The 23,864-nt window shown below is 33.1% G+C and carries 23 protein-coding genes, 2 tRNA genes and 2 pseudogenes; 19 read left to right on the forward strand and 8 right to left on the reverse strand.

Annotation, left to right across the window (positions count from 1 at the left end; translation table 11 throughout):
• Positions 1–19 precede the first annotated feature (19 nt).
• The 4 genes and pseudogenes from ftsH to BBB02_RS02475 form a co-directional block, all read right to left on the reverse strand.
• The gene (gene ftsH, locus BBB02_RS02460) at positions 20–1,849 is read right to left on the reverse strand and encodes an ATP-dependent zinc metalloprotease FtsH (RefSeq protein WP_127463867.1); all 1,830 of its coding nucleotides are present in this window, start codon (positions 1,847–1,849) and stop codon (positions 20–22) included.
• Between the two features lie 12 nt (positions 1,850–1,861).
• Positions 1,862–2,362, reverse strand: a pseudogene (locus BBB02_RS02465) (tRNA lysidine(34) synthetase TilS); the annotation flags it as partial.
• Positions 2,356–3,366, reverse strand: a pseudogene (gene tilS, locus BBB02_RS02470) (tRNA lysidine(34) synthetase TilS); the annotation flags it as partial. The pseudogenes BBB02_RS02465 and tilS, both read right to left, overlap by 7 nt.
• 138 nt (positions 3,367–3,504) lie before the next feature.
• Entirely contained in the window at positions 3,505–3,984 is a 480-nt protein-coding gene (locus BBB02_RS02475) for an OmpA family protein (protein ID WP_127463869.1), read from the reverse strand.
• A 273-nt stretch (positions 3,985–4,257) separates the two neighbouring features.
• Between BBB02_RS02475 and BBB02_RS02480 the strand changes: the two genes are divergently transcribed.
• The 9 genes from BBB02_RS02480 (at position 4,258) to BBB02_RS02520 (ending at position 12,864) form a co-directional block, all read left to right on the forward strand.
• Positions 4,258–5,676 carry a gluzincin family metallopeptidase gene (locus tag BBB02_RS02480; RefSeq protein ID WP_127463870.1) on the forward strand — a complete coding sequence of 473 codons (1,419 nt, stop codon included), beginning with the start codon at positions 4,258–4,260 and terminating at the stop codon, positions 5,674–5,676.
• Between the two features lie 20 nt (positions 5,677–5,696).
• Positions 5,697–6,767, forward strand: coding sequence for a rod shape-determining protein (locus BBB02_RS02485; RefSeq protein ID WP_127463871.1), 1,071 nt, complete (start codon positions 5,697–5,699; stop codon positions 6,765–6,767).
• Between the two features lie 240 nt (positions 6,768–7,007).
• On the forward strand, positions 7,008–8,120 hold the full coding sequence (mnmA, locus tag BBB02_RS02490) for a tRNA 2-thiouridine(34) synthase MnmA (RefSeq protein WP_127463872.1): 1,113 nt from the start codon (positions 7,008–7,010) through the stop codon (positions 8,118–8,120).
• A gap of 107 nt (positions 8,121–8,227) precedes the next feature.
• Entirely contained in the window at positions 8,228–9,418 is a 1,191-nt protein-coding gene (locus tag BBB02_RS02495; protein WP_127463873.1) for a WD1261 family protein, read from the forward strand.
• An 80-nt stretch (positions 9,419–9,498) separates the two neighbouring features.
• Complete coding sequence (ppa, locus tag BBB02_RS02500) at positions 9,499–10,005, forward strand: inorganic diphosphatase (RefSeq protein ID WP_127463874.1); 507 nt, start codon at positions 9,499–9,501, stop codon at positions 10,003–10,005.
• 339 nt (positions 10,006–10,344) lie between these two features.
• Positions 10,345–10,435, forward strand: a tRNA-Ser gene (locus tag BBB02_RS02505).
• Between the two features lie 118 nt (positions 10,436–10,553).
• On the forward strand, positions 10,554–11,681 hold the full coding sequence (locus BBB02_RS02510) for a SurA N-terminal domain-containing protein (RefSeq protein ID WP_127463875.1): 1,128 nt from the start codon (positions 10,554–10,556) through the stop codon (positions 11,679–11,681).
• Positions 11,682–11,714: 33 nt separating this feature from the next.
• Complete coding sequence (locus BBB02_RS02515) at positions 11,715–12,335, forward strand: ferredoxin reductase domain-containing protein (protein ID WP_127463876.1); 621 nt, start codon at positions 11,715–11,717, stop codon at positions 12,333–12,335.
• On the forward strand, positions 12,319–12,864 hold the full coding sequence (locus tag BBB02_RS02520) for a 5-formyltetrahydrofolate cyclo-ligase (RefSeq protein WP_127463877.1): 546 nt from the start codon (positions 12,319–12,321) through the stop codon (positions 12,862–12,864). Before BBB02_RS02515 ends, BBB02_RS02520 begins: the two co-directional genes overlap by 17 nt.
• A gap of 580 nt (positions 12,865–13,444) precedes the next feature.
• Here BBB02_RS02520 and BBB02_RS06385 read toward each other — a convergent pair.
• On the reverse strand, positions 13,445–13,624 hold the full coding sequence (locus BBB02_RS06385; protein WP_245970182.1) for a hypothetical protein: 180 nt from the start codon (positions 13,622–13,624) through the stop codon (positions 13,445–13,447).
• A 102-nt stretch (positions 13,625–13,726) separates the two neighbouring features.
• Positions 13,727–14,476, reverse strand: coding sequence for a hypothetical protein (locus BBB02_RS02530; protein WP_245970183.1), 750 nt, complete (start codon positions 14,474–14,476; stop codon positions 13,727–13,729).
• Between the two features lie 140 nt (positions 14,477–14,616).
• Between BBB02_RS02530 and elbB the strand changes: the two genes are divergently transcribed.
• The 9 genes from elbB to dapA all read left to right on the forward strand — a co-directional run bounded on the left by elbB (position 14,617) and on the right by dapA (position 21,403).
• A complete protein-coding gene (elbB, locus tag BBB02_RS02535) occupies positions 14,617–15,315 on the forward strand; it encodes an isoprenoid biosynthesis glyoxalase ElbB (protein ID WP_127463878.1) in 699 nt (232 codons plus the stop codon).
• A 137-nt stretch (positions 15,316–15,452) separates the two neighbouring features.
• A complete protein-coding gene (locus BBB02_RS02540; protein WP_127463879.1) occupies positions 15,453–15,773 on the forward strand; it encodes a hypothetical protein in 321 nt (106 codons plus the stop codon).
• A 54-nt stretch (positions 15,774–15,827) separates the two neighbouring features.
• A complete protein-coding gene (gene ispH, locus BBB02_RS02545; RefSeq protein ID WP_127463880.1) occupies positions 15,828–16,757 on the forward strand; it encodes a 4-hydroxy-3-methylbut-2-enyl diphosphate reductase in 930 nt (309 codons plus the stop codon).
• A 280-nt stretch (positions 16,758–17,037) separates the two neighbouring features.
• A complete protein-coding gene (locus tag BBB02_RS02550) occupies positions 17,038–18,477 on the forward strand; it encodes a hypothetical protein (protein ID WP_179948515.1) in 1,440 nt (479 codons plus the stop codon).
• Between the two features lie 4 nt (positions 18,478–18,481).
• Positions 18,482–19,090 (forward strand): hypothetical protein, encoded by a 609-nt coding sequence (locus tag BBB02_RS02555; RefSeq protein WP_127463882.1) that lies wholly within the window; start codon positions 18,482–18,484, stop codon positions 19,088–19,090.
• Positions 19,087–19,875: a hypothetical protein gene (locus tag BBB02_RS02560; protein WP_127463883.1), complete on the forward strand. Its 789-nt coding sequence runs from the start codon at positions 19,087–19,089 to the stop codon at positions 19,873–19,875. Before BBB02_RS02555 ends, BBB02_RS02560 begins: the two co-directional genes overlap by 4 nt.
• 12 nt (positions 19,876–19,887) lie before the next feature.
• Positions 19,888–19,961, forward strand: a tRNA-Arg gene (locus BBB02_RS02565).
• A gap of 68 nt (positions 19,962–20,029) precedes the next feature.
• A complete protein-coding gene (gene ssb, locus BBB02_RS02570) occupies positions 20,030–20,512 on the forward strand; it encodes a single-stranded DNA-binding protein (RefSeq protein ID WP_006014313.1) in 483 nt (160 codons plus the stop codon).
• A gap of 9 nt (positions 20,513–20,521) precedes the next feature.
• Positions 20,522–21,403 (forward strand): 4-hydroxy-tetrahydrodipicolinate synthase, encoded by an 882-nt coding sequence (dapA, locus tag BBB02_RS02575; RefSeq protein WP_127463884.1) that lies wholly within the window; start codon positions 20,522–20,524, stop codon positions 21,401–21,403.
• A 127-nt stretch (positions 21,404–21,530) separates the two neighbouring features.
• Here the strand turns inward: dapA and BBB02_RS02580 are convergent, their stop codons facing one another.
• A complete protein-coding gene (locus BBB02_RS02580; RefSeq protein WP_127463885.1) occupies positions 21,531–22,508 on the reverse strand; it encodes a quinone oxidoreductase family protein in 978 nt (325 codons plus the stop codon).
• 274 nt (positions 22,509–22,782) lie between these two features.
• Between BBB02_RS02580 and BBB02_RS02585 the strand changes: the two genes are divergently transcribed.
• Positions 22,783–23,313, forward strand: coding sequence for an ankyrin repeat domain-containing protein (locus BBB02_RS02585; protein WP_127463886.1), 531 nt, complete (start codon positions 22,783–22,785; stop codon positions 23,311–23,313).
• Positions 23,314–23,357: 44 nt separating this feature from the next.
• On the opposite strand, the gene BBB02_RS02590 is transcribed toward BBB02_RS02585, so the two are convergent.
• On the reverse strand, positions 23,358–23,825 hold the full coding sequence (locus tag BBB02_RS02590; RefSeq protein ID WP_410543503.1) for a cytochrome c oxidase assembly protein: 468 nt from the start codon (positions 23,823–23,825) through the stop codon (positions 23,358–23,360).
• Between the last annotated feature and the right edge of the window lie 39 nt (positions 23,826–23,864).

Below are 23,864 nucleotides of genomic sequence, written 5' to 3' on the forward strand. Positions count from 1 at the left end.
TAAATAAAGCCAGATCTTATTAGAGAGAGGATCTTCTTATCTCTTCTTTACCTTCATTTTCATTTCTAACAATTTTTTTTCCACTTAATATGTCTTTTATTTCATCTCCTGTTAAAGTTTCAAACTCCAGTAGATTTTCAGCAATGAGCTCCAAGTCTTTCCTACGCTTGGTTAAAATGTCTTTTGCTTTTTCATAGCAAGAAAATACAACTTTCTTTATTTCCTCATCTATAAGTCTTAACGTATCTTCAGAAATTGTCTCAGAATCATGTGTGATTTGTTCACAATTGTGGTATATTGGCCCTATTTTGTCGCTCATTCCCCATTTTGTCACCATAGCACGTGATAAATCTGATGCTAGTTTTATATCTGAAGATGCGCCGCTTGTGACTTTATCATAGCCAAAAATTAGCTCTTCTGCCACACGTCCACCCATTGCAACAGTTATATCTGCTAGCATCTTTTCTCTTGTGAGGGACACTCTATCTGTTTCTGGTAGTCTCATAACTAAACCAAGTGCTCTACCACGTGGAATAATTGTTGCTTTGTGTATAGGATCAGAAGCAGGCATATTAACTGAAACTACTGCATGACCAGCTTCATGGTAAGCAGTAAGCTTTTTTTCTTCTTCTGTAATGACTAAGGACCTTCTTTCCATGCCCATCATCACTTTATCACGTGCATACTCAAAATCATCCATGGTAACAATTTTCTTATTTCTTCTTGCAGCAATAAGCGCAGACTCATTCACTAAATTTGCTAGATCAGCCCCTGAAAAACCTGGCGTTCCCCTCGCAACTGTTTTTACGTTTACATCTGGTGCTATCGATATTTTCTTTATATGCGTATTTAATATTCTCTCACGCCCATTTATATCAGGTAAAGAAATAGTAATCTGTCGGTCAAAACGACCAGGTCTAAGTAGTGCTGGATCTAGGACGTCTGGACGGTTAGTTGCAGCAACTATTATCACACCTTCATTAGACTCGAAACCATCCATCTCAACCAGTAACTGGTTTAATGTTTGTTCCCTTTCGTCGTTACCGCCACCAAGACCGATGCCGCGATGCCTACCTACTGCATCTATTTCGTCTATGAAAATTATACAAGGAGCATTTTTCTTGCCTTGATCAAACATATCCCGGACACGGCTTGCACCAACACCGACAAACATTTCAACGAAATCAGATCCAGAAATACTAAAAAACGGTACATTAGCTTCACCTGCAATTGCACGAGCAAGTAGAGTTTTACCAGTTCCAGGAGAACCAATTAAAAGACATCCTTTTGGTATCTTTCCACCCAAAACTTGAAATTTTTGCCTTTGTTTAAGAAAATCAACAATTTCAACCAATTCTTCTTTTGCTTCATCAATCCCAGCAACATCATCAAATGTCACTTTTTTTCCAGTAGTCATAAGCCTAGCTTTTGATTTGCCAAAGCTTATAGTTCTATTACCTCCTGCTTGCGTTTGTTTAAAAAGGAAAAGTAATAAACCGATAAAGATAAGCGTCGGAACCCATTGAATAAGTAATCCACCAATTATACCTATTGCAGAGTCTCCAATTGAAAAGGAGAACTTCACTTTCCTATCATGCAAACTTTTTATTAAGTCACTATATATAACACCACTTGAGTTAAAGGCTGACCCATCCCTAAACTTCCCTTCGATGCTTTGGTTTCTTATTGTAATATTTTCTATATCATTATCTTCTAGTCTAGTTAAAAATTCTGAAAAAGGTATGGTTGTTTTACTCTTACCTATACTTCCGCTAAATTGAATATAAGCAACTGAAATAAGAACAATAATCACTAACCAGATCAATAAGCCTTCTAAAAATTTTTTCATTTACATTTCTAATTAAATACTAATCAAGCTTACCAAATTTTGTTTTATCGTGCTATTAATAATGCATCGAATCTTATCATCATCGGTACTTTTCCCGTTATAACTCACATCAGGATAAGCAATCATTTTTCCATCTTTTTGTACTGTAGGTAAAGAATAGTAAACTTCAGAGCAATAACCATAATTTTTTAGAAATTCAGGGATTTTTTGTGTTTTCTTTAGCGGAGCAATAGTTACTGAACACTCCTGATCTCCAAATATTGTGCAGCTAAACCTGTTATCCCATTCAATAGAACCATTTAATGGTAAGTGTACATTAATTTCCTGTATATTTGACGATTCTCTCATTATCAAGATGCTCCCTCCATATTTTCTTATTTTGCACCCAGAGAGTGTACAGTTAATATCACTATCTTTTTGCAATATTTTGTTAAATATTGCGATAAGGCTACGGTACCTTGGTTTATAGTGCTTGTTGACAATTGCCATTATAGAATAAAGAAGACATTTAATGTTAGGTGTACAGTAATTTCCTGTATCTTTGATGATTCTCTCATTATCAAGATGCTCCCTCCATATTTTCTTATTTTGCACCCAGAGAGTGTACAGTTAATATCACTATCTTTTTGCAATATTTTGTTAAATATTGCGATAAGGCTACGGTACCTTGGTTTATAGTGCTTGTTGACAATTGCCATTATAGAATAAAGAAGAAGCCTTAAAGCTATTTCCTCTGGCAGTTTATAAAGTTCATCTAGTTTAATTTCAATATAACCAAGATCATGAATATTAACGCAGTCATTAAGTGCAAGGCGTGTGTAGTGCATCAACGCTTTTGCAGCTCTTTTCATGTGAAGTGCTGTCAGGCATATTCGCTCTGTTAGAACATCTTGATTATCACTTGCTTTAAGTAAGTTACGGTATAAAGTTCGTCTGTATTTTAAGTCATAATTGCTTCTATCTTTGATCCATCTTAATTGGTGAAGTTTAGCATACTTTTCTATTTCACTACGACTAAAATTTAACAACGGCCTAAATATATAAATACCATTTAAGAAAGATTTGTAATCCATTGATGATAATCCATCTACTCCACTACCCCGCTCTAATCTCAACAAGAACGTTTCTGCTTGATCATTTTTGTGGTGAGCAACAAATAAATATTTAACATTATTATTTTTACACCATTTTGTTAATAAGTTATACCGTGCTTTTCGCGCCTGCAACTGAATATTGCCTTTAATATTTTTCTTCTCCCAATTTAATATGAACGATTCCTTTACCCCAAGTTCTTTTGCATAGCTTACAGCAAAATCAGCTTCTTTTTGAGATTCTAAACGTAACCCGTGATTTACTGTTAATGCTATAGGAAGTGAAGGTTTATTTTTTTTTGCCCAATTAATCATTAAGTGCAATAAAACTACACTGTCTACACCACCTGATACTGCAATCGCAACTTGATTATCATGAAAAGCAAACTTATTAACTATATTTTGAAATGACAGCTCCAATCGCATTATGTTTCTTGACGGTTAGGTAGTTTATGTCTCTCTACATTATATCGCTACGGAACTTCAATACAAGCAAACTAACAATCTGTGCAAAGGATTTGTACACTGTATCATCCCAGTGCTCAGCACTGGGATCGGAGGAGATTAACTTTTGATCCCAGAGAATGAAAATTCTACTCTACGATTTTTAGCATGCTCTCTCTCATACTTGGAATTTCTAGAATCATCTTTTACATTAACCAAAGGCTCAGTTTCACCTTTAGAAGCAGTTTTTATTCTATTTTCTAGATAAGGTGTACAGCTGACCATAAATTTTTTAGCTGCATCTGCTCTTCTAGCTCCTAGTGCAAGATTATACTCGTGAGAACCACGATTGTCAGTATGACCAGTTAAAGTGACCTTTGCGTCAGGATTATTTTGTAACACTTCCATCACGTCAAGCAATACATCTGCACTCACTTCACTGATACTAGATTCATCATAATCAAAGAAAACTCTTTTATCACCTATCTGCTTAACAACAGCATTCATTTTATTTGTCGTATTTACTCCTTTTTTAGGGCAAGAACTTACACCAGTAAGCAGTAAACAAAAACAACACATTATAATCAGTCTACTCCACATCACTAAACCTCCATAAATTTAAAATATAGTGCGTAATTTTAATTTAGTACTAATAATCCCTCTATACTAGAATAGAGTCAAGGAAAATAAAAACTAAATGTTTTCTTTACAATCTTATAATTAATTTTCTGATAAGATGCTCAATTCTTAGCAATGAAGTACAATAAAAGAATAAAAATACAATTTTTTATTGTACTTTAAAGCAAATATACTTTTAACTTTATTATTAATCTATTACGATATTAAGCAGATGTTTCAAAGCAATGAATAAAAATGAGATCTTATAAGTTTTTAGAGGAAGTATTACATAAGGTAAGGAATATTGAAAACACATTAAAACTACTAAGCAAAAGCCAATTGAATGTAGAGGACAAAGTTGAACAAATGTGTCTTCTAGAGGAAATCAGACATGAAATTATCTCTCATGATGCAATAAAGGAATCATTAGCAAATGCTCTTAAGAATAAAAAGAGTGCTAATATTCAGCAGCTAAAGTTAATAGAGGGGATACACAAAAGCAGCAGTGCTATTCCTATTGATTTAGTAAAATCTTTGTCCAAAGCTAAGATTGAATGCCAAAACTTATGGAGGCTAACTAATTCTGAAATTAGTAACTTAGAAAAGCTGAAAGAATGCTTTACTAACCTAATTAAGCTTACTCGTGAAGCAGCTTCTATAAAATCGCAGCAATTAAAGCGCTCAAACTATGAGTCATTGCTTGCTGACTATGACTCTAATATCACAGAAAAGAACATAAAGGAAATATTTCCTAAGCTAGGTAAATTTTTTAGTGAAAATGTAGAGAAAGTAACTCAAAAGCAGAAGAAGGATAAGGTTACTAATATACAAAAAGTTACGGTTCAGAGACAGATTGAACTTGGTTCCTTATTCTTACAGCAAATGAGTGTTACACCAAATGAGATTTCCATTTCTTATTACGATCCTATCGATTATGATGAATCTGACCTTTGTTATGGTTTATTTTTACTTTTACGGCATACTGGTTATGCAATTCATCAAAAATGTTTAGCGCAAAATTCTATAAAGAGCTCAATTACTAAACATATTATGTATGAAACTCAAGGATTATTCATGGAAAGGATCATTGGAACATCCAGAGAATTTATTGAGTTCATTCAACCACACATAAAGGAGAAACTTTCTACAAAAGGCAAAATTAATAGTAGCGTTGAAAATTTGTATTTGATTTTCAATAAAGTAAATCTTTCATCTTTTTTGAAGAATGCAGATGAATTTAGTTTATTGGCTCACATTATGCTAAGAACTAAATTAGAACAAGATTTAATAAATGGTACGTTAGAAGTTAAAGATCTACACGATAAATGGTTGGAAGGTATGAAGCATTACAAGATTTCAGTAAAAGCTAAAAATGAGCTAGACACTTATTTTCAAGATGAGTATTGGATAAGTGGTGTTATAGGCTACTTTCCTATTAAAGTCATAGCGTTAATCGCTGCTGTGCAGTTTTTTTCTTTTATTAAGAAAAATCATTACGAATTTTTAGATTCTATAGTAAAAGGAGATTTCAGTTTACTTATCGATTGGTTCTCTAAAAATGTATATAGTGCAAATTATGGTTTTTTGGAACAGCTAAAAAAGGTAACAGGTGGGGATTTAGATATTGAGTGCTACACTAGTTACTTATCTAAAAAGTATAATTTGTCTCAATAAATGGTTTTCTTGAGTTGTGTATGAGTTTTGTTCAGAATTTAATCAGAAATTTTTTTACTTTCAAAGGTTTATTTGCTAGCGATATTGCTATAGATCTTGGTACTGCAAATACTTTAGTTTATCAGAAAAGTCAGGGGATAGTGCTTGATGAACCCTCAGTTGTAGCAAGAGTAAAAGAAAAAGGAAGTTACGTTCCTTATGCTTTTGGCAAAAAAGCTAAGATGATGCTCGGAAAAACACCTGGAGAAATAGAAGCGATAAGGCCCTTGAAAGATGGAGTTATTGCTGATTTTAAAAGTGCGGAAGAAATGTTAAAATATTTCATACGTAATGCAAACACAAAATTCACTGTAAATAAACCTAATATTATAATATGTGTTCCATCTGGGTCCACTCCAGTTGAAAGGCGTGCTATACAAGATGCAGCAGAAAGTGCTGGTGCAAATGAAGTATTCTTAATTGAAGAACCAATGGCTGCAGCAATTGGGGCTGGACTTCCAGTTACCGAACCTGAAGGCTCTATGATTGTTGACATAGGAGGTGGTACAACTGAAGTTGCAATTATTTCTTTAGGTGGAATTGTTTATTCACGTTCTGCCAGAGTAGGTGGTGATATTATGGATGAGGCAATAAAGTCATACATTCGCGAAAATCATAAGTTATTAATTGGTGAAACAACTGCTGAAAAAATTAAGAAAAATGTAGGTTCAGCCAGTCTGCCAAATGAAAACAACAAAGAGGGAATGATAATTAAAGGCAGGGATTTAGTGAGTGGCATGATGCCAAAAGAAATGTTTTTATCAGAATATCAAGTTGCAGAGAGCCTAATAGAGCCTGTACATCAGATAATTTCTGCTATTAGAACTGCACTGGAGAGTACTCCACCTGAACTTTCTTCTGATATAGTTGATAGAGGAATAATTTTATCTGGTGGTGGTGGATTATTGCGTAACTTGGGTAAAGTTATTAGTGACACAACAAGATTACCAGTTCGTGTCGCAGATGACCCACTTTGTTGTGTTGCCCTAGGTAGCGGAAAAGTACTTGAAAACATGGACTATTTTGGCCATGTTTTATTCAAGCAAGATTGATCACGATTTTGGTTGTTGAAATCTTTCAATTTTAAGATTCTCAAGAAACATTTCTTATAATGAAATCGTGCATAAATTGCGTTAACTCTTTCAATTCTCATATTGTTCTGTACAATACCTATAGTTAAAGTAATGAGGCTTACCTGCAATTTGATAAGCCGTCATTTCACTACTTGTTAGCCGGCTGAAGATGCCGCAGCAGTATGACGTAGGGCTTATATTTAATAAACTCGGATAACCATGCTAAAAGAATTTGAAATTGAACCTTTATTAAAAGATAAAGCTCCGCATCAAACTAAGGCTATTGTTGCAATGTCCGGGGGAGTTGATAGCTCCGTTGCTGCAGCACTGCTGTATAATCTTGGGTACGAAGTGATAGGTGTGACTCTTCAGCTATATGGCACTGATGGCAATGCTAATGCAAGAAAAGGTGCATGCTGCGCTGGACAAGATATTTATGACGCCAAACGCGTAGCTGAAAGTGTTGGCTTTCCTCATTATATTTTAAATTACGAAGAAACATTTAAAAAGGAAGTAATAGAAGATTTTGCGAATACTTACATGCGTGGGGAAACCCCCATACCATGTGTAAGATGTAACCAAACAGTAAAATTCCGTGATCTATTGCAAGTCACAAAAAATCTTGGTGCGGATGTGCTCGTAACAGGACATTACGTAAGAAGATTAGAAGAAAATGGTGAGGTAAAGTTGTGCAGAAGTATTGATAAAAGTAAAGATCAAAGTTATTTTTTGTTTGCTACAACTGAGGAGCAGTTAAAGCTTTTGCGATTTCCACTAGGTGGGTTCTATAAAAGTGATATAAGAAAATTAGCAAAATATTTTAGCTTACAAATCTCTGAAAAGCCAGACAGCCAAGATATATGCTTTGTTTCCGAAAGCTATAGTAAAACAATAGCTAAATTAGCTCCACAATCTGTACAGAAAGGTAAAATAGTAGATATTCATGGAAAAGTGTTAGGTGAGCACAGCGGCATAGTAAATTTTACAGTGGGGCAGAGAAGAGGTCTCTGCATTGCACAAAGTGAACCTCTTTATGTAGTAAGAATTAATACAGAAAATAATGAAGTTGTAGTAGGCCCGATCAATGCTCTAATGCAAAAAAAGATATTGGTCAAAGAGTTAAATTGGTTAGAACAACCAAAAGAAGGCATGGAAGTAACTGTGAAGCTCAGGTCATCACATGCAGGAAGCTTAGCAACAATATATTCAACTGACGAAAAAAACAAAGCCTGTGTAATTTTAAACGACGATTACTTTGGCATCAGTCCAGGTCAAGCCTGTGTAGCGTATAAAGATGAGCAAGTAATTGGCGGTGGATGGATATGCTCTTAACTAAAGGGCTTAATTCTTTGATACAGAGTGTAAACGTACAATAATATTTATAGCTATTTTGCCATGTATCCCTTATACTATAAAGTAGAACATTATAGGTTTTAGCAATGGTTAAGGAAGTTGAAGAACTAATAAAAATTGTTGGTAAAGGCAATTTATTAGAGGCCTTGTTTATTTTTTTAGGCAATTTTCAACATGCTAACTTAACTGGTAAAATAGACCATAGAAACCATATTGGTTTGTCTTCATTCGTTAGAAAAAAAGAGGAATCATTAGATAAATATTTTAACTTACAATTTAGTCTACAAGGGTTGTTCTTAATTTATACTCAAGCTTATAAAATTTTAAGCGGAAGTAATAATCTGAGCACTCAAGATATCATAGATGAAATATATAAAGTTATTAAGGAGTCTGAGTTAGGTAAAGACATACACGAAATAGTAGATGGAAGAAAATTAGATTTACTTAACGTTTTGGCAAATCCAAAGAGAGAATCAATATTTAAAACAGCAGAAGATTTTGAAAATAAGGTGCTTATTGATGTTAGAAGGTTGTTAAGTGAAGAAAATGCATTAAACGAATATGATAGAGAATTTACCTTAAATAAATGCATTATTAACTTCTATTATTCTATTCACAACATAAAAGTAGATAAAGATATAGCATTGTTCTTTTCTTTAGGTAGTCATTATAAAAAACTTTCGTCATCTAACAAAACAGTAAAAAGAGAAGTATTAGAGATATGTGAAGATCCATTAATAGAGGGCTATATAATGCTCTTAGCTGGCTCACTACACAAGATCGAGCTATCAAGTAGAGATAAATATACAGTCGACTATGAGAATGTGGATTGGCAAGAGAAGAAACAATCGAAAGTGAATGGATTAATATATCCTATAAATAAAAAAAACACCCTAGAGCGATTGTTAAACAACCAAAATAGTGATGAATTTGAACAATTAGTAACAAGCTCTGAGAATATACACTACTTAGTGCCACAAAAAGAAAAAGATCGTAAAAACACGTCCTATAAATTAGCTTTAGGTATGTTTATATTGTCTATTGGATTATATACTGCTGATTATTTCTTTATGGAGCAAAAATTATTCAACTCAATAACAAATATTTTGCCACAAAATAATCTCATCAATTTCATAGTTGCTGCAGTACTTACTATCGTAATAGTATATGCTTTATTTCAACTACTAAAATCACCTCAAGAACCGCCACATTCAGCAGTCAATGGTGCAATTATTAATGATCTTACAAATGGTCCTACACAGTCCAGGCGTTCATGAATCTCTACTTATAAATGATAAATGTAGCACTCTTAAAGTGTATGCTATATAATATCTTCTCTTGAATAACGAGGTAATCCATGGATTTAAGTAAAATAACAGCGGGACCAAATGCGGTGAATGTGGTAATTGAAATAGGCGCAAATGCTGAACCCGTAAAGTATGAATTTAATAAAGAGCTTGGGTTGTTACAAGTTGACAGATTTTTGTCTACCTCAATGACTTATCCTTGCAATTATGGGTTTATACCAAATACCTGCGCAGGTGATGGTGACCCTGCGGATGTTTTGGTGCTAACTCAATTTCCTTTAGCGTCTGGAGTTTTGATATCAGTGCGTCCAGTAGGTGCATTACTTACCAAAGACGAGAAAGGAGAGGATGAAAAAATATTAGCCGTACCTATCTCTAGTGTTGATAGCTATTATGACAATATAAACAACTATTCTGACCTACCTAAAAGCTTACTAGATAAAATAGCTCATTTCTTTTCTCATTATAAAGATTTAGAAAAGGGAAAAACGGTGACAGTTGGAGAATGGGCTGATGTAGAAGAAGCAAAAAAAATCATTGAAAAAAGTAGAAATTAGTTTGCGTTGATTTAGCCTTAAATTACAGTTATTCGGAAAAATATTGTTGTTTTTAATGGGTAAATATTGGTATCCGTTCAGGATAGCGGTAAGGTAGTATAACCATAGAGTAAAAGTGAGTTTACAACAAATGGTGTCATCCCAGTGCTTGACACTGGGATCCAGTCCCTTCGCACAAAAAACGTTGTAAAGTAACTTAGTTGGATCCCAGTGTCAGCTAATCTGATGACAAGAAAGGGAGTACAGGTTTCAATATTTGCATGCATCTGAACAGATACAAATATTGCAATTAAAAGCATTAGACAGGCAGTAAAGGTCTTGATATTATAGTAATAATTTGGAAGGGTGGCCGAGCGGCTGAAGGCGGCGGTTTGCTAAACCGTTATACGATTGAAAAGTCGTATCGAGGGTTCGAATCCCTCTCCTTCCGTATATTATTGTTTAGGTATTCATTACAGTAATTTTACCCTCTTTTTTAATTATTAAAAAGTTAGCTAGCGTTTATTCAGTATTTATTATAGAATTAGTTATTAGCTAAATAATTTTATATGCATAAAATACTAATTTTGATATTAATAATACTGCCGATTAGGTTACTTGCAACCGAGATTGAAATTGTTGCAGATGTAAATGGTGAGCCAATTTCAAATTTAGATATCGAAAGACGCATCAACTTTATAAATTCATTGCTTGGTAATCAGAGTGTTAATCGCGAAGAAGTAAAACCTCAAATCCTAAGACAGCTCATAGATGAAATCATCATTGTTAGCGAAGCACAGAAGATGAATATAGAATTGAGCAACGAGGAGTTAAATAATTCTATCACGTTATTCTTAACTCAAAGTTTAAAACTTAAGGCTGATGAAGTTGATCTATATATAAAGAAGCATAACATAGATCTCAACACTCTAAGAAAACAAATAAAGTGTCAACTACTGTGGAACAAGATTATTGAAGTAGGAGTTGTACCGCTTATCAATATCAGCGATCAAGAAGTGGATGATGCAAGAAAGCAAAAAGAGAAGCCTGATTACATTATTACGTTTCAGGAGTTTGTAATTCCTGATCAGAAGATGGCTGAAGGCTTAATAAAAAAATTACGTACCAGTAATAATCCAGAATCTTCAATAAAGATGCGCAAAGCAACAGTTAATTTAAGTCAGCTAAAAGGTACTCTCAAGGACGTTTTGGAAAGATTAGAAATCAGTGATGTAGCAGGTCCGATTAGTTTAAGCGAAGGTTACTCTGTTATAAAAGTCATAGATAAGGTACAGCTCGATCATACACTGCTGGAAAGTATTTTAAAAGTAAAACAAGTTATGGTTAAAGATTCAGAAAATTTACTCTCTAATTTTAAGGAGCAAAAGGTCAGTTGTCTAAATGTTGACAAATTAGCAGACGATTTCAAGTTGCCAAGCGTAAAAGAATTTAAAGTAAAAATGCGAGATTTAAATCCTGATTTACAGATTTTATTTAGCAAAACAAGTACGAATGAAATAGTAGAATTAAGAGAAAATAGTACTGCAAAATTGATGATGTTATGTGACATCAAGAGTAATGCAGTGGATATAGAAGCAATCAAACAGGAAATGTATCAACAAAAGATTATGATACAAAGCAACCTGTTATTGGATAATATGCGTAAAAATGCAGCTGTTAGTTATCAGTTTAATTGAAGTTAGAGAGGTTTTCTACTCCATAAAAAGTTTATGAAGAATATAATGCTCATTGGCGGTGGAGTTGGAAATGCAGTGTTATTTTCGATAGGCAAAGCTTGTCTTGAAAACAATCATAAGGTTTTATATTTCGCTGGCTATAAGAAATTAAGTGATGTATTTAAACGAGCACTGATAGAACGTGCATCAAACGTGACAGTTTGGGCATGTGAAGAAAGATTGATAGAAACAAGCAGAGAACAGGATAAATCCTTTCATGGTAATATAGTTGATGCAATAGTTTCTTATCAACGAGAAAAGGTAGATATTAATTTGAACACTATAGATAAAATCATCACTATTGGTTCTGATAAAATGATGAAAGCTATAAATGAAGCTAGAAAAACAATTTTAAAACCATACCTAAAACCAAATCACGTAGCAATATCATCTGTTAACTCTCCTATGCAGTGCATGATGAAAGAAATCTGCGCTCAATGTATTCAGCAACACATAAATAAGGAAACAGGAGAAATAAGTTTTGTTTATAGTTGCAGTAATCAAGACCAGGATATGGAGCTTGTTGACTTTGATTTTTTAAGTGAGCGCTTGAAGCAAAATAGTTTACAAGAAAAGCTCACTGCAAAATGGATAGAACATGTTCAAAGACACTAAACAGCACAAAGAGGAACTAAGGAAGCAATATAGAACCATAAGAAGAGATATTGATGAAAGTTATGCAGCAAATTCTCTTATTAATCTTTTTAGTCAGAGCTTAAGTTACGTTAAAGGTAAAACAATTGCAGCTTATATTCCAATTGATGGAGGAGAAATTAATGTTGTGCCTTTGATGCATCATTTACTCGATTTAGATTATAAAGTAGCAGTTCCTAATAAAAATAAGTTATTAAAATTCGAGGAATGGAATAAAGCAGATGAAGATATAATTCCCGATACAATCATTACCCCTATTGTTGCTTTTGATGATCATTTTAATAGATTAGGTTTTGGCGGCGGTTGGTATGATACAATGATAAAAAAATTACGGCCACTTGGAAAAATATTTATAGGTGTAGCCTATGAGAAGCAATATTGTAAAAATTTACCTGTAGAAAAGCATGATCAAAAATTGGATATTATAATCACTGAAATGTGTGTTAGGTGTAGAAGTGGATTGCTCAAAAAAGTGGATAGAAAGGAGTAGCATAGTCTCCCTCTTTCTGATAGTAATTGCTTATCTGTTCAGATGCATGCAAATATTGAAACCTGCACTCCCTTTCTTGTCATCAGAGTAGCTGACACTGAGATCCAACTAAGCTACTTTACAACGTTTTTTGCACAAAAGGACTGGATTCTAGCGTCACGCGCTAGAATGACATCAACTTTTGAATTCCAGTTATGCAAGAAATCTATTCATTTGAAACTTGTTTGAGAAACGTAGCTATAAAAACCGCAGGTACCAGTTGGTTTTTATTAGCTAAAGTAAAGGTCAAATATCTGGAATTCTGGACATAAAATCCCCCTGTAAAAAAGATTAGAAAAAAATGCAGCGCACATATGACAGAAATTAAGTATACACTGAAGAGGATACGCTACATTTTTTTTATGAGTTTAATAAAAAGGTCTGCTGCAGACGGAGATAGATTTTTGAGCTCAATAAATATCTCTAATTGTTATTATAATCAGATTTAAAATATGCGGAAGTAATTTTTTGTGTCCGCTTAGCAGGGTGGCAAAATAAGATAGACAGATACATTTTTGCATCAAAACGCTCTTCAAATGTATCAACCCATTTCTTTCCCTTCTTCACTAACTCGTTCAGCACTTGAACTATCTAATTTAGGACTTGGTTCTATTTTCTGAACTTTCTCATTAACCTTTTTTTCCACCTTCTCTATTTTATTATTACCAATTGCCATAATTGCAGGTAGAAAATCTTTCATCAAATCTAGCAATTTCTGCATATCTTCCTCATGAGTACTAAGACCTTTGTTCAGAAGTCTGATCATATCAGCTTCTGAAAATTTTTGAATATTTCCATTCTTTACTAACTCTTGTATAGCAGATCATTGCTCTTGATTCTGAAGCATTTCTATTACTATATCCTCATCCCGAGCATTCTTTACTTCACCTTTTTCCTCTGACTCAAGATTATCCCTAATAAATTTAGACAATTTCTCATGTAGCTTATCAAAATTATTTTCTCTTGCTTGAATTGTAGGGAATTTATCTACAGTATTCTTATATGAACTTTCTACTGCTTTTCCTACTGCAATCGCACCTTCTTTTATTTTTTCCCCTGCCTTTCCTATACCTATTCCTACATAACGTCCTCCAATAGCCACAAGCGCTATTAATGTGGCAAGCACAATAAGCGGAGAAAATGCTGCTCCTAATACCATTACAGCAGAAGCCATTCCAATTTTTTCATTTGCAGATGCTGATTTAAAATAATTGACTAGATTGTCCAGCGGACCTTTATTATTATTTATAATATTACTTATTGCTTGCTGATTAACAGATTTTAATGCATCTTCTATTATTTTTGAGTTAACACTTTCAGGAGTTAAACCTTTAAGCCCTTCTTCAATGAATCTTATAAATAATTCTTTGTTGACCTCCTTTTGCAAGCCTTGGTCATTAATCGCTAAACCTAAATCTTTGAGGTTCATCTCTCTAACTTGTGCTGATAGGGCTTCAAACAACTTCCTTTTTTCTTCCTGTGAGAACTGTACAATGCTTTCTATTATATCTGAAATAGCTTTTTTTAGTTCTGGGTAGTCAATGTCAAAAAACGTACTGTCTGTAGGTGCCATATTCAATTTCATCAACTATCAATATGTCTAATTATACATACTAATTATTAATTATATTATAACTAGCATAAAATAATTACTCCTTTCCAAATATGGAATTTGTATTACAATACCTAGATTATATGAAATCAAGGTATTTTATGGGTGAGAAAAAATTAAGAGCCGCTGTGGTTTTATCAGGATGCGGCCACCTCGACGGCACAGAAGTGAGAGAAGCGGTCTTAACTCTGCTTGTGCTTGATCAGCAGGAAGTTGAAGTCACATGTTTTGCTCCTGACATTGATATTACACAAGTTATGAATCACAAAACAAAAGAAGCAGTAAAAGAAAAAAGGAATGTACTTGTAGAAGCAGCAAGAGTTGCAAGAGGTGAGATAAATGATTTAAGAGAAGCTAAAGCTGAAAATTTTGACATGCTAGTCGTACCTGGTGGATATGGAGTTGCAAAAAATTTATCTGACTTAGCTGAAAATAAAACAGTAATGCCTGAGTTTGAAAGATTAGTCTCAGAGTTCTTTGTTGCAAAAAAGCCAATAGGAACTATATGTATATCTCCAGCCATTATTGTTTTAATTTTAAGTAGCAAGATAGGTAAAGAAGAAAGTAAGATTAAGGTAACTATAGGAGACGACAAAGACCAGTTGATAGAGAAGCTCGGCGGCGAACATATAACATGCGATACAAAGCTATCAATAGAAGACGAAAAGCATAGTATATTTTCCTGCTCTGCTTATATGCGTAGTGATGAAAGTACACACTCTGTATATCAAGGAATAAAACACATGATTGACAGTATGGTGAAAAAAATTAATAAAAAAACCAAACAACCATTTCTCTAAAGTGTAGTTTCTTATACAATTAATTATGTTATACTTCCAGTTGCATTATTGTTGTAGCCAAAGTAATCTGTAATTGCTTATTAATGATAAGCTATATTTAGTATGTAAGTTTAGTTCTTTTTTTTATAGATGTAAATATGTTAGACCTTTTTTATATTGAAAGTGAGTGTTGTGTAGATGGTCAGTGTGATACTTATGCAGGAGAAGTGAGCATTAATGATGTCATGTTGGGCAAGTTTAGTCTAAATTCATACAGTGGGAAAAAAGCTATAATAAATCTAGACATCGTTACATTCAATATCCATATTGCCATGGATGACCAAGATGGAAGGACAATAACAAGAGACCTCAAGGGTCCTGAATTTGTAATTAAAGATGACGGTTCCTGGTATATTAATAAGAATCTTGGTAATGATAAATTTGAAATTATAGTAAAGCAGTCATTATATGAAACATAGTGAGCGGAGCTTGCTTTTTAGCAATGCTTGCATACTTACTTGATTTGAAAAAAAATGGAGATTATCTTAGCTGCTGAACCACGCGGTTTCTGTGCGGGAGTCAAAAGAGCTGTAGACATATTAGCAATGACTTTAGAGAAATACAAAAACGAACGCCAAGTTTATGTACTACACGAAATCGTTCATAATAAATATATAATAGAGGGCTTTAAGAAACAAGGAGTGGTTTTTGTAAGCAGCATAGAAGACATTAAAGACAATGGAGGAATATTGATCTTCAGTGCACATGGAGTGTCAAAAAGTATAGAGGATGAGGCAAAAAGAAAGGGTATTCAAATTATTGATGCAACATGTCCCCTAGTTAGCAAAGTACATAAAGAGGCAAAAAGGTATGAGGATAGTGGTAAAGAATTAATTCTAATTGGACATGAAAATCATCCAGAAGTTAAAGGAACTACAGGAAGAGTAAGTAATCCTATATCTCTAGTGCAAACTATGCAAGACGTATACAATTTACAAATCAAAGATCCAGATAATTTATCTTATGTAACACAAACCACGTTAAGTATTGACGATACCAAAGAAATTATTGCTACACTGAAGCTCAGATTTCCAAGCATTACAGGCCCCGACTTAAAAGATATATGCTATGCAACACAAAATAGGCAGAACGCTGTTAAAAAATTGGCTAAAATTACAGACGTAGTGTTAATTGTAGGAAGCAAAAACAGTTCAAATTCAAACCGTTTATTAGACCTGTGTATTTCCAGAGGAAAAAGAGCCTATTTGATTGATAATTATAAATGTATGAACAAAAATTGGTTGCAGGGCGCAGAAAAAATAGGAATTACTGCAGGTGCTTCTGCTCCTGATATATTAGTTGATGAGCTAGTAAATTACTTAAAAATAAATATGAATACAAAAGTTTCAGTCATGCCAGATGGATTCACTGAAAATGTTCAGTTCAAGTATACTAAATGGTAATGTGCAACAAAGTGCGTCAAATCAAGTCTTTAGCTCAATTCAATTTTCAGTCTGTTGGAGAATAAAATATCAAGCTGAGATATAATTAATCCTCGTTTGTCAGGTTAAGTTGTGTCTAGCACAGAAACATTAAAATATAAAAAACCTTCACCATACAAAAGGGTTAATATTACTACTAATTTTATCAAAAACTTATAATATAAGTCATATTGTCATCTAATGTTTAATGAATTTCAATAAATTACCTTTTTAATTCTAGATGAGTATACACTTTGTTAATATGTTTGGGTCAAAACCCAAAAGTAAGTTTATGCTTTCTATAGGAAAAGAAGGCACAATGTTACTATATTTTAAAAATGATACTTTAAATAAAAGATATTTTGCTAAGGACAAAAATAATAAAGTTGTTTCTGACTTAATTTCATGTCTCTCATCAGATAAAAAAGCACCCTTATATCTGGTTCTCAATCACACTGATCAGAACTATTTGCTACAGTCTATCCCAAGAGTAAATAGGATTAGTGCTTATCTATCAGCAAAAACAAAAGTAGAGCATTTTGCTCATAATAATGATATAAATTCTATTCTCTTGGTCGAAAAGCCGAATAAATTTAATCAAAACTGGCGGTATCTATTTGTTTCATCAAAAGCAAATCATTTAATAGAATATTGGTTGGACGTGTTTGTTGAAATAGGCTCTAACTTTAAAGGAATATTAATGTTTCCTATAGAACTAGTCAGTATAGCAAAAAAGATTCTACACAAAGATCCTAGTAACTGGAAAATTATAGTTGCTGCAACTAAAACAGGTGGCTATAGACAAGTGGTTCTTAAAGAGAACAAAATGATATTTACACGTTTAATACCATTTACTGATGATAATTTACCAGGAATCATTGCTGGTGAAATATATCAAGAAGTGAAAAATACAATTCAATCTTTAACTAAGTTTGGATTTGAAAAAAATGACCCTATCGACCTTTGCATCATAGTATCAGAAGCTATTAAATCTAGTTTATCAGTTATAAATTTTTCAGAGAATAGTGTGAACATATTGACTCCATATGAGCTAGGTAAAATATTGGTAGCAGAATTAGCTATAAGCGAAAAAGATAGCTTTTGTGATACTACAATTTTGTTCCATAGCTTTAAGAATAAGCCAACAGATGTTTTTAATACAAAAGAAACTAAAGAATTTTATCTATTCAATTACCTTTATTTAAACTCTCCTCGGATTTTTCTATACCTCCTTTTGACTTTAGTTGTAATTAACACCTTTTGTTTGCGGAATTTGTATTCGAATTTTAATATTGCTGATAATTTATCTGCAAAGCGGAGTGCTTTAAATAACAAACTAATAAAACTTAGCCAAAGCTATAATGTAAAAAAGATAGATGAAGTTTACGATTTTATTAATATCAATAATATTTTATCAAAAATAGAGTACTCTCCTCTCACACAAGTTAAGTATGTAGAAAAGCTAAAAGTACCAGATGTAGAGCTTCAATTATTTAAGTGGAATTATAATGAGGCAAAAAGTTATATTACCACAACTTTAAGGTTTAATTTTCAATCTGGTAAAGACATTTCTTATCAATATGAGAAACTACAGAAAAATTTAAACGATAATTTCCGTACTCATGATATTAGTATTTCCAGCTTACCTACTACTAAAGAGAAAAATCTATCTATTGATGTTGAAATAGGAGAGGCAATGTAGATTGATGACTATCTCTCAACTAAAAAGAAAAGCTACAATTCAGTGCATATATTACTTATTGTTATCTATTGTATTAATAGGGTTATCAACGTGTTTTATTATCTATAACAAAAAGGTTTATAATAAAAATCAAACTGCAGCTGAGGAAATACACTCTATTAATTTACAGATCATTGAAATTCAAAATAAAGAAGTCGTTCTAAATAAAAACCTAGACTTATGGAAAAGAATTTCTTCTTCAAACTTACATAGTAGCAGATACATTACAAATTTAAATTTTGAGCTTAACAAGCTATATAAAAAACACTACATGTTAGAACCTGAAATATCAATTTCTATACCTGAAGAAGCTGAACTCCACAATAAAAGTGAACATACAAAAGTAATAAGAAGTGAAGTGGTTCTAAGTTTAAGCTCAATTAGCGATAAGCATATTTTTTTATTTCTACAGTCTATTCCAAATCTTCCTGGTTATGTTATGATCAGATCTCTTACCTTGAATAAGCAGAGAAATATAGATTCTGCAGCTATAAACCAGATTTTAAGTGGTAATATGATAGAGATAGTGAGAGCTAGTATAGTTTTTGATTGGTATACCATATTAAGTAGATGAATATAAAGTTGTTTTTTATTTTTACGCTGCTATTTTTTAATTTTAGTGCATATTGCAATTGCGAAGATCTTGTAGAAAATATAGGGATTTGTAAAAAATATTCTTGCCAACAGCATATTAGTAATGAAGATTTTATTGAGCATAAAATATTAGGGTTAAATAGTGAAAATTTATGTGTATATATAGAAAGACAAGGCAATGATGAAATGGTCTGTCATCATTCTAATGATGGAATGATTATAGAAAAGAAGTACTTAAAAAGTATTTTAAAAGTTGGAAATCAAGAAATAAATGACTTCATTGATATAGCAAATTTGCGTGCGAAGGAGTGTTTTTTTATCAACAATTATTATATAGATCGAGACGATATAATAAAAGAGGCAGCAGAGAGTACTTTATCGCAATATGGTAGCATAAAAAGCATTTTTTTTGATGAAGAGCAGGTTAATAGAATAGTTAGTGAGATGGAAAAGTTTAACTTACAGTCTTCAGGAGTTACAGAGGAAGAAAATTTCAATTGTAAAGTAGTCAGTTTAGATTCAATTTTATACTTTTCCCCCGATACATGGAAAATATGGGTAAATGGAAAGTTGTTTATAAATACTAAGGATTTAAAAGTGCACTCAGTAACTGAAAATTATGTAACTTTTTCATGGGCTGTAAACCAAAAGATAACAAAAGAACGGATAAGCAATTCTAAAAATGTACATTTTAGACATGGAGGTATTATGTTTACGCTTTATCCAGAACAAAAATTTGATTTAGATAGTTTATCTATTAAATAATCTAATACATCTGCGCTTGTAGCTCAGTTGGATAGAGCGTTGCCCTCCGGAGGCAAAGGTCGTGGGTTCGAATCCCTCCAAGCGCGTTTTTAATTAAATTTGACAATAATACTCTCACGTAAGATAATAAAGGGATTTATTTTAAAGCATAATTATGTCTAGTGGTACTATAAATAAAGTCATATTAGTTGGTAATTTAGGAAAAGATCCTGAAATTAGGACTACACAAAATGGAAAAGAGATGGCAAGTTTTTCGATAGCCACATCTGAAAGTTGGACTGACAAATTTTCTGGTACGCGCTCTGAAAAGACAGAATGGCATAATATTGTAATTTTTAGTGAAGGATTAGTAAAAATTGTTAAGGATTTTGCGCGCAAAGGTAGTAAAGTTTACGTTGAAGGTTCTCTGAGAACTAGAAAATGGACTGACCAAAATGGTAGCGAAAGGTACACAACAGAGGTGGTGCTGTATAACTTTAATAGTGCCCTTACCCTTTTAGATTCACGAAACAGTATGTCAAACTCTGATTACAAGCCAAGTGAATACAAACAAAATGAAACAGAACAAAAAGATAAACACGGAAGTTTTGACAACGATATAAAAGACGAACTAATCGATGATGAAATACCATTTTAATAACTTCAATTGAAATCTACATTTTTATGGACTGCTTGTGTTACTCCTTTTAATTCCAGTGGAGATAGTATAGATTACCAAAGCTTGCAGCGTTTACTAACAATGCAAGCTGAAGCTGAAAATGGTGTAGTGTTGCTAGGTAGCACAGGTGAAAGCTTATCACTTACTGATTCTGAAAAGCGCACATTAGTTGAATTTGTATGTGAGCTAAAATTAAATACGAAAATTATAATTGGTGTACCAGGAGTGAATCTATATCAGACTCTTGAATGGCTTGATTTTTGCAAGGGTATGCCTATTCATGGCTATCTAATGACAACTCCCATTTATGCAAAGCCTGGAATCATGGGGCAAACTTTATGGTTTGAAAAGCTGCTTGAAAAAGCACATGTGCCAGCCATGCTTTACAATATTCCATCAAGAGCAGGAGTGAGTCTTCACGCTGAAACTGTACGCAACTTATTCAGCCACGAAAAATTTTGGGCTATCAAAGATTCAAGTGGCACCGTTGATACTTTAACTCAGTATAAGAAAGTTGCACCAAATATTGAGGTCTTTTGTGGAGATGATAATATGATACCCGATATGGCTGCTAAGGGTGCGGCTGGTCTGGTTTCTGTTGCTGCCAATGTTTGGCCACGTGTAGTACATGAATATGTTAAGCAATGTATGAGTGGCGAGAACCCTCAGGCAGACAGTTGGCAACAAGCTTGCAAAACTCTATTTACTGCCAGCAATCCAATACCTACTAAAGCACTCTTACATGACATTGGGCTTATAGAACACAAAACTGTTCGTCTACCACTAAGCACAGAAGACTTGCCTTCTATTGAAACATTGAGGCAAGCTAATAAAATGATTCTTGGATGGAAAGAATTGACTAATAGCTAAAGCTAGGAACACACATCATCAACTTCTACACCTGCATCAAATAAACTAACTTGTTATAAGAAAACTAACCATGTGAAATTCTTGTTGATATGACTTAATGAATAATTATTTTAGGTTACTAAGTTATTTAAGAAACTTTGATAATATTTAGCCCACTTACTTTCCTATTTTCCATGTCACAATGAGCCTCTATTATTTCATCAAATTTATATTTTTTATTAATTCGTACAATTAAAAGTTTTTTTCTTATCATTTCAAAAATTTCCATTGCAGTAAGCACTAACGTAAGTCTATTGTGCTTGTAGTGATATATCGAAGTTCCAGCTGCAAATAACGAACGCGAACTAAGTAAAGAGAAATTAATAGGAGCATTACCTGATATCTGCCCATAGGAAACATATATGCCAAACTTACCTAAAGATTCAAAAGAGAGCTTGCTTGTAGCGTAACCTATAGGGTCATACACCGCACCTACTCCTCTATTTTTCGTAATCTCCATGATTTTAGAAACGAAGTCTTTATCATTGTAGTTTATTGCGTATGTGCAGCCACTTTGTAAAGCTATCTTCATTTTTTCGTCAGAGCTTATAGAACCTATCACTACACCTTTTTTATCCTTTGCCCATTGGCATATTATTTGTCCCAAACCACCATTAGCTCCATGAACTAGTACAAAAGCACCAGGCTTGATTCTATAAGATTGATTAACTAAATAGTGAGCTGTCATACCTTTAAACAATACTGCAGCAGCAACTTCATCAGGTATATCATTCGGAATTTTTATCAAATATTTCTGGTGTACAATGCGCTTTTCACAATATGCCCCTGGAGGAGCTGTGCAATATCCAACTCTATCTCCAACCTTAAGTCCATCACTAATTTTTTTACCAAGCTTTTCAACAACTCCTACTGCCTCTACTCCAAGTACTGATGACAGATCTTTAATTTTGCGTGTACCTTTTCTGTGTTCTAAATCATAACGATTTAAGCCGATAGTTGTATGACGTATTAAGACTTCCTCATCTTTTGGCTCACCTATGCTCTTATCTACAAATTCTAATACTTCTGGCCCCCCAGTTTTTTTAATTTGTATAGCTCTAACCATGATAAATGTAAGACAAAAACTTTAATTATGTTATCTAGCAATTAATATTTTGCAAAATGTTATTTAGAGTTTATACACTACATAAGCGTATTGTTAATAGTTTTGAGGCACAAATTATGACAAACAGAGAAACTTGGCTTTATGGTGTTTTATTCAATGTGTTGTGTGAAGTGGATGAAGATGACGATTTAGATACTAATAATAAAAATAAAAGAAAGGTTAAAATGTAAAAATCAGATAAAAAAGGAGACTATTGTAAATATTTATATACTTCTTGGGAAAAAAAGGATTTGATATTAATCACAGATTTGACTTGAAAGATTATGATGGCTTTCCAATAGATAGTCTTTTTTCCATCGCCATTAACTATAAACCGTACACTTTAACAAATCTAGCGCAAGTTTTAATAAAAGCAGGAACTAATGTGCAAAACGAAAAAGGATATTTACATACCTGTGTTTTGACCCATTCTCCGGATATATTAAAGGCTCTCATAAAAGCGGGAGTGAATGATAGCCCAGATGAAAACTACAATGGAAACACTGCTTTAGAGTGTGTTGCTGAATTATATTGTAAGGATAAGTCAATTGAACGCAAAAATTGCTGTGAGATTCTAATTAAGCATACATTAGAAAAAAATCCCAACATAGAAATACCAGATTCTGTAAAAAATAATAAGGAGTTGGCTCAATGTTGGAATGCTTGTGAAGCAAATAATGAAGGATGGGAATTAGCAACAACGAACACTGAAACACAAGTAGTCAGTGTGCAAAAAGCAAATAAGAGCTCCTGCTCAATTCAATAGATGTATCGTACAACCTTGTTCGGATTACAATAGGAAAAGGTTTGTTATTTAAGCTTAAAAAACGTATATGATAGTGTTATTTCACTTAAATCTTTTGTACTATTGTCACGCATTATTTCAGGGTCTACGTAAAAGGATACGGGCATAGCCGCTTTTTGTTTTGGTAGCAGCATTTGCTCTTCAAAACAAAAGCATGCAACTTTATTGAAATATTTACCTGCTTTAAAAGGTGTGACATTATATACTGCCATTCCAAATGAAGATTGATCAGATAAATTTTCTGCATAATAAAATACTAAACTTTTTTGCCCTATATTCGTATCAATGTAGTTAGTTTCTGATTTAAATTTCCAAGGCAGACCGGACATTACATCAGCATTGAAGTAAACCCTGATTTTTTGGTCAGTTGCATTTATTGTTGTATTAGTTGCTTTTCTCGTTGTGCCACCATATCCAGTAGCTTTGCAAAAGATGCTATACAATGGCACCGAAGCATATGCAAGACACAGCATCAATACCACTAAAGATATTAGAAAGAAAGCTATAGAACC

This window comes from Wolbachia endosymbiont of Bemisia tabaci, assembly GCF_003999585.1.
GTDB lineage: Bacteria > Pseudomonadota > Alphaproteobacteria > Rickettsiales > Anaplasmataceae > Wolbachia.

Bases quoted from the DNA above. Each gene is read 5' to 3' on its own strand.
- ftsH (WP_127463867.1), bottom strand. From the start codon at position 1,849: ATGAAAAAATTTTTAGAAGGCTTATTGATCTGGTTAGTGATTATTGTT.
- BBB02_RS02475 (WP_127463869.1), bottom strand. From the start codon at position 3,984: ATGTGGAGTAGACTGATTATAATGTGTTGTTTTTGTTTACTGCTTACT.
- BBB02_RS02480 (WP_127463870.1), top strand. From the start codon at position 4,258: ATGAGATCTTATAAGTTTTTAGAGGAAGTATTACATAAGGTAAGGAAT.
- BBB02_RS02485 (WP_127463871.1), top strand. From the start codon at position 5,697: ATGAGTTTTGTTCAGAATTTAATCAGAAATTTTTTTACTTTCAAAGGT.
- mnmA (WP_127463872.1), top strand. From the start codon at position 7,008: ATGCTAAAAGAATTTGAAATTGAACCTTTATTAAAAGATAAAGCTCCG.
- BBB02_RS02495 (WP_127463873.1), top strand. From the start codon at position 8,228: ATGGTTAAGGAAGTTGAAGAACTAATAAAAATTGTTGGTAAAGGCAAT.
- ppa (WP_127463874.1), top strand. From the start codon at position 9,499: ATGGATTTAAGTAAAATAACAGCGGGACCAAATGCGGTGAATGTGGTA.
- BBB02_RS02510 (WP_127463875.1), top strand. From the start codon at position 10,554: ATGCATAAAATACTAATTTTGATATTAATAATACTGCCGATTAGGTTA.
- BBB02_RS02515 (WP_127463876.1), top strand. From the start codon at position 11,715: ATGAAGAATATAATGCTCATTGGCGGTGGAGTTGGAAATGCAGTGTTA.
- BBB02_RS02520 (WP_127463877.1), top strand. From the start codon at position 12,319: ATGTTCAAAGACACTAAACAGCACAAAGAGGAACTAAGGAAGCAATAT.
- BBB02_RS06385 (WP_245970182.1), bottom strand. From the start codon at position 13,624: ATGCAGAAATTGCTAGATTTGATGAAAGATTTTCTACCTGCAATTATG.
- BBB02_RS02530 (WP_245970183.1), bottom strand. From the start codon at position 14,476: ATGGCACCTACAGACAGTACGTTTTTTGACATTGACTACCCAGAACTA.
- elbB (WP_127463878.1), top strand. From the start codon at position 14,617: ATGGGTGAGAAAAAATTAAGAGCCGCTGTGGTTTTATCAGGATGCGGC.
- BBB02_RS02540 (WP_127463879.1), top strand. From the start codon at position 15,453: ATGTTAGACCTTTTTTATATTGAAAGTGAGTGTTGTGTAGATGGTCAG.
- ispH (WP_127463880.1), top strand. From the start codon at position 15,828: ATGGAGATTATCTTAGCTGCTGAACCACGCGGTTTCTGTGCGGGAGTC.
- BBB02_RS02550 (WP_179948515.1), top strand. From the start codon at position 17,038: ATGTTTGGGTCAAAACCCAAAAGTAAGTTTATGCTTTCTATAGGAAAA.
- BBB02_RS02555 (WP_127463882.1), top strand. From the start codon at position 18,482: ATGACTATCTCTCAACTAAAAAGAAAAGCTACAATTCAGTGCATATAT.
- BBB02_RS02560 (WP_127463883.1), top strand. From the start codon at position 19,087: ATGAATATAAAGTTGTTTTTTATTTTTACGCTGCTATTTTTTAATTTT.
- ssb (WP_006014313.1), top strand. From the start codon at position 20,030: ATGTCTAGTGGTACTATAAATAAAGTCATATTAGTTGGTAATTTAGGA.
- BBB02_RS02580 (WP_127463885.1), bottom strand. From the start codon at position 22,508: ATGGTTAGAGCTATACAAATTAAAAAAACTGGGGGGCCAGAAGTATTA.
- BBB02_RS02590 (WP_410543503.1), bottom strand. From the start codon at position 23,825: ATGCTGTGTCTTGCATATGCTTCGGTGCCATTGTATAGCATCTTTTGC.